General features: G+C 73.2%; 7 protein-coding genes. 6 read left to right on the top strand and 1 reads right to left on the bottom strand.

All coding sequences use genetic code 11. The features are described from left to right. Positions 1-15 precede the first annotated feature (15 nt). From eccCb to ACWDVW_RS06010, 4 genes are all read left to right on the top strand, one after another. Complete coding sequence (eccCb, locus tag ACWDVW_RS05995; RefSeq protein WP_449945392.1) at positions 16-4065, top strand: type VII secretion protein EccCb; 4050 nt, start codon at positions 16-18, stop codon at positions 4063-4065. 556 nt (positions 4066-4621) lie between these two features. Next, complete coding sequence (locus tag ACWDVW_RS06000) at positions 4622-4909, top strand: YbaB/EbfC family nucleoid-associated protein (RefSeq protein ID WP_449945394.1); 288 nt, start codon at positions 4622-4624, stop codon at positions 4907-4909. A gap of 9 nt (positions 4910-4918) precedes the next feature. Further along, positions 4919-5620, top strand: a complete 702-nt coding sequence (locus tag ACWDVW_RS06005) for a hypothetical protein (RefSeq protein ID WP_449945396.1) — start codon at positions 4919-4921, stop codon at positions 5618-5620. A 60-nt stretch (positions 5621-5680) separates the two neighbouring features. After that, positions 5681-7135, top strand: coding sequence for a hypothetical protein (locus ACWDVW_RS06010; RefSeq protein ID WP_449945398.1), 1455 nt, complete (start codon positions 5681-5683; stop codon positions 7133-7135). Between the two features lie 10 nt (positions 7136-7145). On the opposite strand, the gene ACWDVW_RS06015 is transcribed toward ACWDVW_RS06010, so the two are convergent. Beyond that, positions 7146-7844: a LuxR C-terminal-related transcriptional regulator gene (locus ACWDVW_RS06015; RefSeq protein WP_396740929.1), complete on the bottom strand. Its 699-nt coding sequence runs from the start codon at positions 7842-7844 to the stop codon at positions 7146-7148. Positions 7845-8007: 163 nt separating this feature from the next. On the opposite strand from ACWDVW_RS06015, the gene ACWDVW_RS06020 reads away from it, so the two are divergent. Beyond that, the gene (locus tag ACWDVW_RS06020; protein WP_449945400.1) at positions 8008-11322 is read left to right on the top strand and encodes a hypothetical protein; all 3315 of its coding nucleotides are present in this window, start codon (positions 8008-8010) and stop codon (positions 11320-11322) included. 93 nt (positions 11323-11415) lie between these two features. Continuing rightward, the gene (locus ACWDVW_RS06025) at positions 11416-11970 is read left to right on the top strand and encodes a sigma-70 family RNA polymerase sigma factor (protein ID WP_449945402.1); all 555 of its coding nucleotides are present in this window, start codon (positions 11416-11418) and stop codon (positions 11968-11970) included. Positions 11971-11975 lie beyond the last annotated feature (5 nt).

Genomic DNA, 11975 nt, shown 5'->3' on the forward strand with positions numbered 1-11975 from the left:
GCGGAGCGTGGCCGGATGAGCCGGGTGGCCTTCCACCGTCCGGCCCGCCACATCCTCCCGGCGCTGCCGACGGACCGGATCGTGCTGCCCGTGCCCCCCGAGGTGCCGGACGCGTCGACCGGTTCGCACGCCTGGAACCTGGTCCTCCCGCTGATCAGCAGCGTCGGCATGGCCGCGTACATGGTCAGCTTCGGGCAGCCGGCGACCATCATCCTCGGCTCGGTCTTCTTCTTCTCCTCGATCGCCGCCGTCGTCTTCCTCTTCCTCGGGCAGCGGCGTACCCGGGGGGTCACGGCCCGCAAACAGCGCCGCCGGTACCGCAGCCACCTGCGGCTCGTGCGGGACCAGGCGCGACAGAGCGCCAACGCGCAACGCGCCGCCTCCGCGCTCGCCAACCCCGAACCGGCCCGGCTCTGGTCGATCGGCGTCGGCGGCCACCGCGTCTGGGAACGCCGCCGCGACGACGCCGACTTCCTCCAGGTCCGGCTCGGCCGGGGTACGGTCCGACTGACCACCCCGATCGAACTCGACGCGAAGATCGACCCGCTGACCGACTACGACTGGGAGTCGCAGGAGGCCGCCGAACGACTGGTGGAACGGCTCGGCGTGGTGCCCGAGCAGCCGATGGTGGTCGACATCGGCCGGGCCGGGGTGATCAGCCTGCTCGGCCCGCCACCGGCCACCACGCAGGTCGCCCGCGCGATGCTCTGCCAGGTCGGCGTCTTCCACGCGCCGGACGACGTGCTCATCGCGGTGGAGGCCGGCGGCGACGACCAGTGGCAGTGGGCGAAGTGGCTGCCGCACACCACCGACCCGGAGCTACGCGGCGAGGCGGGCGAGCTGTCCCTCGTCGCGGAGAGCCCCGCCGCGCTCACCGACTATCTGGAGGCCGAACTCCGCCGCCGCCTCGACCAGCAGAGCAACCGGCGCCCGACCACCGGCGGGCCGACCCTGCCCCGGCTGATCCTGGTGTTCACCAGCTTCGACCCGTTCTCCGAGTGGGGCCGCGGCGAGCTGATGGCCGCGCTGCTGGCCGGCGCCGGGCTGCACCTCGGCATCACGCTCGTGTTCCTGGTCCAGCGCGAGTCCGACGAACCGAGCCGGGTCAACCTGCGGCTGCGGTGCGGAGCTGACGGTCAGCTCACCACGGAAGGCAGGGCGGAACTGGTCGTCACACCCGCCACCGACTGCCACGTCGACCAGGTGAGTCTGTCCATGGCCGAGCTGGTCGCCCGGACCCTGGCGCCGCTACGGCTCAGCGACGAACGGGAGCAGCTCCTCGCCCGCACCGTCTCGCTGACCGAGATGGTGCTTGGCGGCGACCCGATGAACTCCGAGATCACCAGCCGCTGGATCGGCGCCGGTGACCCACGGCTGCTGCGCGCGCCGATCGGCACCGACGGGGACGGCCACCCGCTGGTGCTGGACATCAAGGAGTCGGCGCAGGGCGGATCCGGCCCGCACGGCCTGATCGTCGGTGCCACCGGCTCCGGCAAGAGCGAGTTGCTGCGTACGCTCGTCACCGGCCTGGCCCTCACCCACCCGCCGGAGCTGCTCAGCTTCGTGCTGATCGACTTCAAGGGCGGCGCCGCCTTCGCCCCGTTGACCGGGCTTCCGCACGTCGCCGGTCTGATCACCAACCTGGCCGACGACGCCGCGATGATCGACCGGGTGCTCGCCGCGCTCATGGGCGAGCAGCAACGCCGGCAACGCATGCTGCGCGACGCCGGCAACATCGACTCGGTACGCGAGTACCAGAGCCGCCGCGCGGAGGGTGCCCTCGGCACCGACGGCCGTCCGCTCGACCCACTGCCGTACCTGCTGATCGTGGTGGACGAGTTCGGTGAACTGCTCTCCGGCCGACCGGACTTCGCCGAGTTGTTCGTGCAGATCGGCCGGGTCGGTCGAAGCCTCGGCATGCACCTGCTGATGGCCACCCAGCGGCTGGAGGAGGGGCGACTGCGGGGCCTGGACTCCCACCTGTCCTACCGGATCTGCCTGCGTACGTTCAGCGCCAGCGAGAGCCGTACGGTGATCGGCACCACCGACGCGTACAACCTGCCGCCGATCCCCGGTTCCGCGTACCTCAAGGTGGACGAGTCGATCTACCAGCGGTTCCGGGTCGCGCACGTGTCCGCCGGGTACGTCTCGCCCGAGGAACGTGAGCGGGTCAGGGGCGCGAAGCCCCGCAACACCGTCGCGCAGTTCCCGCTGCGGGGCATCAGCCGGATCCGCGAGGAGGATCTGGACGAGCCGCCACCGGCAGCGGAGCGGGGCGGCCAGACCGAGCTGGGCATCGTGGTGGACCGGCTCACCTCGGTCATCAGCCCGGTGCACCAGGTCTGGCTGCCGCCGTTGCCGAAGGCGCTCGCCCTGGACCACCTGCTCGGCCCGGTCGCCCACCACCCCGGCCGGGGCTACAGCGCGAAGCACTGGCCGATGACCGGTTCGTTGGCCGTCCCCATCGGCCTGCTCGACCTGCCGCTCAAGCAGGAGCAGGAAACGCTGATGATGGACTTCGGCGGGGCACACGGCAACATCGCGATCGTCGGCGCACCCCAGACCGGGCGCAGCACGCTGCTGCGGACCCTGATGCTCGCCGGGATGCTCACCCACAGCCCCGACGAGATGCAGTTCTACTGTGTGGACTTCGGCGGCGGCACGCTGCACACGATGGCCGAGGCGCCGCACGTCGGCTCGGTGGCCGGTCGCAGCGATCGTGACCTGGTCAGCCGGATGATCGTCGAGGTCCGGTCACTGATCAGCGAACGGGAGCAACTGCTCCGCGCCCTCGGCCTGGACTCCATCGCCGACCTGCGGGACCTTCGCCGCGCCGGCAAACTGCCCGAGGGCGTACGCGCCGCCGACGTCTTCCTCTTCGTCGACAACTGGGGCGCGCTGCGCACCGAGTTCGACTGGGCCGACCCGGTGATCAACGAGATCGCCGCCCGGGGACTCGGCGTGGGCGTACACCTGATCATCACGACCGGCCGGTGGAACGACATCCGCCCCGCCCTGCGGGACAGCATCGGCACCCGGATCGAGCTGCGCCTCAACGACCCCTCCGAGTCCGAGGTGAACCGCCGGCTCGCCGCCCGGGTGCCGGCCAAGGTGCCCGGCCGAGGTCTGAGCCAGCCGGGCGTCTACTTCCAGCTCGTCCTGCCCCGGATGGACGGCCAGGACAGCATCGACGGTCTGCGCGCGGCCCAGCAGGACGTCCTCGGAAAGATCGCCGCCGGGTGGTCCGGCCCCCCGGCCCCACCGGTACGCCTTCTCCCGGCACGGATCGACGCCGCCGAGGTGCCCGCGCCACCGGACGCCGCGCCGACCGCCGTACCCCTCGGCATCGGCGAGTCCGACCTGAAGCCGGTAACCATCGACCTGATCCGCGACGACCCGCACTTCCTCGTCTTCGGCGACGCCGGTTCCGGCAAGTCGTCGGCCCTGCGTACCTGGCTTGCGGCGCTCTGCGCACGACAGTCCGCCTGGGACGCGCGGGTGGTGCTGCTCGACACGCGTCTCTCGCTGCTCGACGCCGTACCGCAGGACCACCTGGCTGCCTACGCCGGTGACCCGGACACCGCGAGCGCCTACGTCCAGCAGGTGGTCGCGAAGCTCACCGAACGGCTACCGCCGGCCGGCATCAGCCCGCAGCGGCTACGCCAGCGAGACTGGTGGGAGGGGCCGGACATCTATGTGGTGGCCGACGACTACGACCTGCTGCCCACCGGCTCGGCAGCCCCGCTCGCGCCGCTGTCCCGCTTCCTGCCGCAGGCCCGCGACATCGGCCTGCACCTGGTGCTGGCCCGCCGGGTCAGCGGCATGGCCCGCGCGATGGCCGACCCGTTGCTCAACCGGGTCAAGGAGATGGGCTGTAGCGGCCTGATCCTCTCCGGCGACAGCCGCGAGGGCGTCGTGCTGGGCAACGAACGCGCCGCCGCCCGCCCACCCGGCCGAGGAACCCTCGTCGAGCGTTCCCAACCGGGCCGACTGATCCAGGTCGCGCTTCCGCCGCCCGTCCCCGAGACACCCGAGCAGGACGAACCCGACACCGCCTCGACGTGACCGTCCCGGCCGTGGACGTAGTCCCGACGTGGACGGTCGTCCTGATGTGGATGGGCTTTGCGACGTGGATGGTCGTCGCGATGTGGACGCGTGGATCGCCGAGTATCGGCAGGCGCGACCGCCGGCCGACGACGAGCAGGGCTGATGGTCCGTCTCTCGGCCTGTCGAGCTGATGGCGGCAACGAATCACCCTGCCCGACGGCGTAAGCGATTCAGCTCGATAGGGGCGACACCCGCAATTAGACGTGGCGCGGTCGTAGCCGAATCACCGCGACCTGCGTCGGCGGCCGCACCGGCCGACCCCGAACTTCGAGCCTCGGGTGCGGGGCCTCAGAGGGGGAGGCGTGACGTCCCCGTTCTGGGACAGCGGTGTGTCCCCTCGGGAAGCGGGTGGCGCCTCGCCTTGCCGGAGGGGGTGCCGGATGAGGGACTACCGGCTGCTCCGTACGGCCTGGGAGGCTGGGGCCATCGTCGCCGACGGCCGTGCGCGGCCGGGTGGACGCGGATCGGTGGGGAAGGGGTTGCTGTGGTCAGCGGGCAGGCGGATTTCAGCGAGATGTTGGCTCGGACCCAGGCGCTTGAGCACGAGGTCGCCGAGCTGGCGCAGTCGATGAGCAACGCTGAGGTGGTCGGCTCCGCGGCTGGTGGGGGCGTGACGGTCACGCTGGCCGACAGTCAGTTCCAGGCGGTGCACATCGACCCTCGGGTGATGGAGACCTGTGACGCGGAGGAACTGGCCGACCTGGTGTTGGCGGCGTTGCAGGACGGGACCGAGCAGTTGCGCGTGCAGGCTGCCGAGCGGATGACGCTGCTGACCGAGTCGATCAACAGGCTGGCCGGGTAACAACCGATCGTGGACCCCACCGAGGCGACGCAGACGCCGGCCCGGCGGGCGGTGCGGTGGCGCTCGGACTTCGTCGCCGCGTTCGTCGAGCACGCCGGGTCGAAGCCGGCCAGCGACCGGTTGTCGGTCAGGCTGCCGACGCTGATCACGGTCACCGCGGTGTGTGTGCTGCTCTCCCTGGTGGTGGGGATCTTCTGGCAGCTCATCAGTCCACGGTCCAAGGCCGGGGCGGCGGACCCGGGCTACGTCGCGACTGCGGGCTGGGGCTGCGACACCACCAGCGACCGCGGGTTCGACGTGCAGGGGCGGACCGACCAGTGGCGTACGGTGGCCGACGGCGGATGGTCCGAGGGCGGCTGCCGGGGCACCTTCCAGACCCTGCCGATCAGCAACGACGCCGACCAGTCGGTCCAATGGTGGTTCGTACCGTCCACCGGCGGGCAGTGTCGCGTCGAGGTGTACGTGCCTCGTGACCCGTCCGGCGCCGGCAGTTGGGTGACCAGCGTCCGCTACGAGGTGCTGGCCGGTCGCGGCGGCGCCGCGTACGCCGAGTTCGAGATGAACCAGGCGCAGAACACCGGGCGGTGGGTGGACGTCGGCGCGTTCCCGCTGCGCACTAGCGAGTTGGCGGTACGGGTCACGGCGCGGGCGGCGGGAGAGGCCGACGCCCGGCTCGCGGTCTCCGCCGTACGGGCCACCTGCGGCCGGTGACGGTCACCTTCGGGCAGTGAGTCGGACGAGCGGGCAATGAGTCGGAAGAGGGAGGGAAGAGTGCGAGGGCTGCGCCGGATCGTCGTGGTGTGCCTGACCGCCCTGGCCGTGCTCGGTCCGGTCGGTCCGGTCCGCGCTGCCCCGGCCGACCCGCCGCCCGCCCCGGTCGGGTCCAAGTACTACGTCGTCGGTGAACCGGTCGCCGGTCAGCGCGAGTCGCTGTACGAGATCGCCGCCCGTACCCTCGGCACCGGCCGGCGGCACCTGGAGATCTTCGAGCTGACCAGGGGCCGTCCACAGCCGGACGGTGGACAGCTCAGCGACCCGATGGTCCTGAAAACCGGCTGGATCCTGACGCTGCCCGCCGACGCCAGCGGCCCCGGCGTCTACGACGAGTACCCGGTGGTGAACCAGGCGGCACCGCCACCGACCCGGGATCTCGCGACTCCCGGGCGGCAGGGTGCGCCCATCTTCGAGGCCATCGGGGTGTTCGCGGCCGTCATGCTGTTCGCGGTGGCGGTGGCGGTGCTGCGCGGAGGCCGTGGCACGAGAGGGGCCAGCACGCAGACGGTGTCCGCAGCACTGCCGCCCTTGTCGGACCCGCCGCCGCGGTCCGACCCGCCCGTGCCGTCGGACGCGCCGCCGACACACGGTCACCCGGCCCGTTCCGGCCCGCCGCCGGCCGACGCCGAGCGCGAGCTCGTGCTGGCCGGGGCCCACTCCTCCGCGCCGCCGGCCGACGACCCGTACCCGGCGACGGCCACGTCACGGGCTCCGCACCTGCCGCCGACGGCACCCGAGCGACCGATGGCGCCGGAACGGCCGACGGCACCCGAGCGGCCGGCACGGCCGTCGCTGGGCGGTCGCCTGCGGCCGGTGGGACCGCCCTCTCCCGAGCTGCCGCGCCGGACGCCGACGCCGGCCCCGGTGCCGCCGCTGATGGAGCCGCCCGCCGGGCCGGGCCGGCCGGAGGTCGGCGACGCCACCGAGCTGAGCGCCGACCTGCGCGTCGAGGGGCTCAACCTGAGCGTCTCCCTGAACGGGGCGCGGGATGCGGCGGCGGCGCCGTTCGGCTGGTACGGCCCGGGTGAGGCGCCGCCGGCCGCGACCCTGCCACTGCTGCTCGGCGACCGCGACGGCTGGCGGCTCTACGTCGACCTGGTCCGCTGCCCGGACGTCCTCACCGTCGCCGGCAGCCTGCCCGACGGGCAGCGGTACGCGCGCCGGCTGATCCGGCAGGCGTTGGCCGACGGCAACGAGGTGACCGTGGTCGGGGACGTCCTCGGCGAGTCGCTGCCGAACGGATGCAACCGGGTGGCGCAACTGTCCGACGTGGAACCGTCACCGACCCCGGGCATCGTGGTGTGCCCCCAGCTCGCCAACGGCGACGGGCGGGTGTCCCGCGAGTTGCGGACGGCCGGAGTGCAGGTGCCGGTGGTCCTCGGTGAGGTGACGCCGTCCCGCTGGTCGATCGCGGTGCGGCCGACGAGGGAGCCCGATGCCGAGCTGTCCTGAGCGGAGTGGGCTAGGAGGCGGCGCGCCAGCCGTGGCTCAGGTGACCGTGGGTCAACCGGCCGTGCGCCACGCGTCCCTGGGTCACGTGGCCCAGCTCGATCGCCATCCGGGTCAGCTCCGCCTTGTTGGTCACGTTGAGCTTGGCCCGGATCCGCTTGGCGTACGTGTTGACGGTCGCCTGGGACAGCCCCATCCGGGTGGCGATCTGCGCGTGGGTGAGCCCGAGCGCGATCCAGCGCAGCGTCTCCACCTCGCGCGGGGCGAGACCGTTCTCGTCGGCGTCCGCCGGGCGCGACAGGTCCGCCGCGAAGCGGTCGGCCAGTTCCGCGCCGATGTGCAGCCCGCCGGTGGCGACCACGCGCAACGCCAGGCGTACGTCGGGTTGCTCGGCGTACCGGGTGATCACGCCTCGGGCCCCGGCGCGGACGGCGGAGAGCAGGCCGGGCGGCTGCTCCCAGGTGGCGCAGACCAGCGGGGCACCACGGGTGGCGAGCTTCCCGATCAGCTCCAGCACACTCGCGCCGGGCAGCGCCGGCAGGTCGATGAAGATCACCCGGTAGTCGGCCGGTCCGGCCTGCTCCAACTCACCGACTGAGCCGACCGAGGGGCCGAGCGCGAGCCCCGGCTCGTCCTGCACCAGACGTTCCATCCCGACCCGCGACAACGGTTGGTCGCACACGATCGCGACCGTACCCAGATCCTGTTCCATGGCCGTACCCCTTCTCTGCCCGGTGCATCCCACGACGGACGCGGGCCTCGCCGTGTTCAGCGGGGTGATGGCACGGACTCGCCGACGTCGGATTGAGAAAACCGGGTACCGCCGTCCGTTGAGAGGACGTGCAAGGGGGGACATCGAGGAACGGACGGGCGTCATGACCGGCAGGCTGCCGCCGACACCGGCTACCCGGGCGCGCCCGGAGCACCGGCGCATCGACGGGCTCTACGACATCTGGCTGCGTACCGGCCCGGACGGCCTGCTGGTCGCGCTGCGGGGCAACGGGACGCCGCTCGACGCCGTACAGCTCGCCGACCTGGTCCGCCGGGGCGGTGGGGCGGGCGACGACGTCCGGATCATGATGGACGGTGGCGAGGAACACGCGGAGGTCTTCGCCGAGCTGGCCGGGATCCTCGGCCGGGACGTGCTGATCAGCCCGGCCGGCAGCATGCTGCGGTACGACGGAGACCGCGAGCCGGAGCCCAACCTGGTCGACGCCCAGACCGGGCGACCGGCGGAATGGCTCGTCGTCCAACCCCCGGCGATGGCCACCGACCTGCCCGGCTGGTACGAGACGAGCGGCGGCGTGCTGCGTCCCCGGTCCGGTGTCGTCGCCGCGCCGCTGCCCGGTGGGCTGACGCTGGCCACCCGGGCCGATTTCGTGGCCCGCCGGGCCGCTGCGGTGGATCTGGCCCCGGGGCACCCGGAACTGACCACGATCGGGGTGTCGGTCCGGGGCGGCGGCTTCGTGGTCGGCGACTACACCGGCTCCTACCAGGTGACCGGGGGGCGTCAGCTCGCCGCGGCCCTGTCCGACGTGCCGCTCTACGGCAGTGAGATCCGGATGTGGCTGCACTGGCCCTCGGACCCGGAGGAGCGGCAGCGCCTGCACGCCAACCTGGCCGCGTTCGCGGACAACACCGGGGCGATCGTGTGGGCGCCGGAGCGTACCGCCGCCCTGGAGGTCCTGGAGAGCTGCCAGGACCTGAGCGCGGTGGACCGCGCCGGGGGCCCGGCCGAGTGGCGTACCTACCTGCCCCCGATGGCCGGCTCGCCGCGTTTCGAACCGGACCAGGACGGTCGACTGTCCCCGGCCGGGCGGATGGTCGTCACTCCCTATCCGGGCGCGCCCCTGGTCAGCGTCGCGCCTGCCCGCCAGCGGGCGATGAACTCCCGATACAGCAGCCTGCGGGCCCAGCACGGACTGTTCCGGATCGATCTGACCATCCTCAACGACGGCCGGTGGGCGGTGCAGTACGCCGACTCCGGGCCGCACGCGCTCGGGCCACGGGTGCTGCAACGGATGCTGCGTACGGCCGGATGGCAGGGGGAGGACCTGCTGCTGCTGGCCAGCTATCCGGCCTCCGCCGAGGACGGGGTACGCCGCTACGGCAGCCGGTTGGTGGAGGGACTCCGCGCCGAGGTGTGGGTGCTGCCGCCGGAGGCCGCGTTCGACAGCGTCGACGGTACGGCCCGTGCGGTCGACGAGCGGGGCCGTCCGGTCGACTGGCAGCGCCTCGACCTGGACGACTCGCAGCGACGCTGGCAGAGCGACGACGGTGTGCTGGTGACGGCCGAGAGCAGCAACCGTCCGGCCGCCGCCGGCCGCCTGGGCGCCCCCGGCCGCCCGACCGGCGCCGCCCCCCGCGCGCCGGAGCCCACCGCCCCGGACACCGCAGAGCGGAGCACCGCCGCCGAGGCGACGCCGACGGTCGACCGGCAGCGGGCGGGTGAGCCCGGCCTGTCGGCTCCGCCCTCGGTGTCCGACGTCCGGGCGTACGCTGCTCCGCCGTCGACGGGACGCATGCCGGCGGTGGCGTCCGGCCCGGTGTCCCCGGTCCCGGTGCACGCGGCCCTGCCGCTGCCCGCGCCGACGTCCCCCGCCCCGGAGGTGCCCCCGTTCCGGCCGGCACCGCCGCGACCAGCTCCGGGCGCGCCGGATGCGGCTGCCGTGGCCCCTTCGTCACCCGCCGCGCCTGCGGCTCCCTCGTCGCCCGCCGCGCCTGCGGTGCCCCCCATGTCGCCCGCCGGGGCCGCCGGAGCCGACTCCTACTCGAAGTTGTCGTCGGCCGCACCGCCGATTCCGCCGCAGGCCCGGGCGGGTGGCTGGGCCCAGCCCAACCGGACCGAGCCGAGGCGTGTCGACCGGCAGATCGGGCCGCCGCGACCGGCGGTCGGGCCGGTGGCGGGTCCGCGTGCGGGCGCCGGGCCGGCACCGAGTACCGGACCGGGGGAAAACGCCGGGCGCGGCCCGATTGCCGAACCTGCGGTCGGCTACGAGCAGGAGCTGCCCTCCGCCGTCGGTCCGGCCCCGGATCACGGCTCTGGGGACGGGCCGCGCTCCGAGGCCGGTGCGGCGCGGGAACCTGATCCGCGAGCGATGCGACGCCCCGGTGCCAGTCCGGTCATGGAGCCTGGGCCCGGGACGCGGCGGTCCGGTACCGGGCCGGTCGTACAGCCCGGGTTGTCACAACGTCCGGGGTTCGGGCCGAGCGTGGCGGAGGCTGCCGGGCGGCGTCCCGATCGGCCGGCCCCGCCGGGTGGGCCCGAGCTTCCGGTCAGTGCCGCCCCTCGGCTCGGTACGGTCCGTCGGCCCGTCTCGCACGCGATCTACTGGATCGCCGAGCGGCCGACCGTGAACGCCGAACCGGTCGAGCTGTACGTGGTGGCCGGTTGCTCGCCGACCGACGCCACCGGCACCGGCGTACCCACCTCGAACCTGTTCCTGGTCGGTACCCTCCGCCCGCCGGTGCCCGCCGCGCTGCGGGCGGACGAGCACCTGCTGCGGGTACGCGTCCTCGCCGGTGGCGCGGTGGACATGTCCTCGATCACCGTGCACGAGCCACCGGCCCTGCACGAGCTGCTCGTCGACCGGGACGAGTCGTACCTGCTCCCGGGCGGTCTGCTGGGCCGTACCCAGCTCATCGCCGGTTACGGCGTCGACGCGTCGGGGCGGTACGTGGAGCAGCCGGCCGCCTCGTCCACTCCACCGCTGGCGTTGCGCTGCACCGGCGCGGGGCACGGCATCGAGGGGTTGCCGGCCGACCTGCCCCGCTGGCCGTACGAGGCCGACGCGCTCGCCTACGCACTGGTGCGCGACCCCGGGTCCACGACCCGCAGCCAGGGCCTGGTGCTGCTGCGTAACCGGCCGCGAGCCCGTCGGGGCCGGCTGTTGGTGCAGGTGCGGGTGCCGTGGCGGTGTGCCGTCGACGTACGGGCGACCGTGGCGCAGATCGGCGACCTGCCGCAGATCCACTCGGCGGCCGGTTCGATGCTGGAGGCCGGAGCGAGCCTGCTGCTGCCCCGAGAGGCGAATGAGCAGGTCGAGGTCGTCCGGCTGCTCTCGGCGGGCCGGCTCGGCTGGCGGACGGTGGGTGAGCCGGAGATGTCGCTGGCCGACTTCCTCGCCAGCCGGGCCGATGCGACCACCCGGCAGGGCAGCACTGCCGGGACCAGACCTGGGCCCCACTGAGTCCTTTGGCTCACGCCGCCAGCTTTCCCGGTCACTAGCGTCCCGTCTGAGCGGTGCTGGTGAGAGGTCCGGGTCCTGGGGAGGGCTGCAGCGATGGGTGCCAACGTTGGCGTGCAGGAGCGGGTCGAGGCAGATGCCGACCTCGATCACCGGATGCGGCGTGTCTTTGCGGACAACGCCCAACCGTTGTACTACTACCTTCTCCGACTGACCCGGGGACAGGGCCAACTCGCCGAGGACCTGTTGCAGGAGACCATGCTGCGGGCCTGGTCCCGGTTGAGCGAACTGCCCGCCGACGACGCCACGATCCGCCGGTGGCTGTTCATCGTGGCGCGGAACCTCTCGATCGACGTGGCCCGGGCGCGGGCCGCCCGGCCGACCGAGGTCTACGGGATGGACGTGAGCTGGGCCCACTCGCCGGACGACGAGTTCGACGGCCTGCTCGACCGGGCCGCCCTGGCCGACGTGCTGCGCAAGCTCACCCCGGAGCACCGGGCGGTGCTGGTCGAGCTCTACTACGGCGACGTGTCGGTGGCCGAGGCGGCGGCCCGGATCGGCATCCCGGAGGGGACCGTCCGGTCGCGGTCGTTCTATGCGCTGCGGGCCGCCCGGGGCATCATCGGCGGGCCCGGCGCACTGGCGGCCTGAACGGA

It is taken from the genome of Micromonospora sp. NPDC003241, from assembly GCF_053589795.1.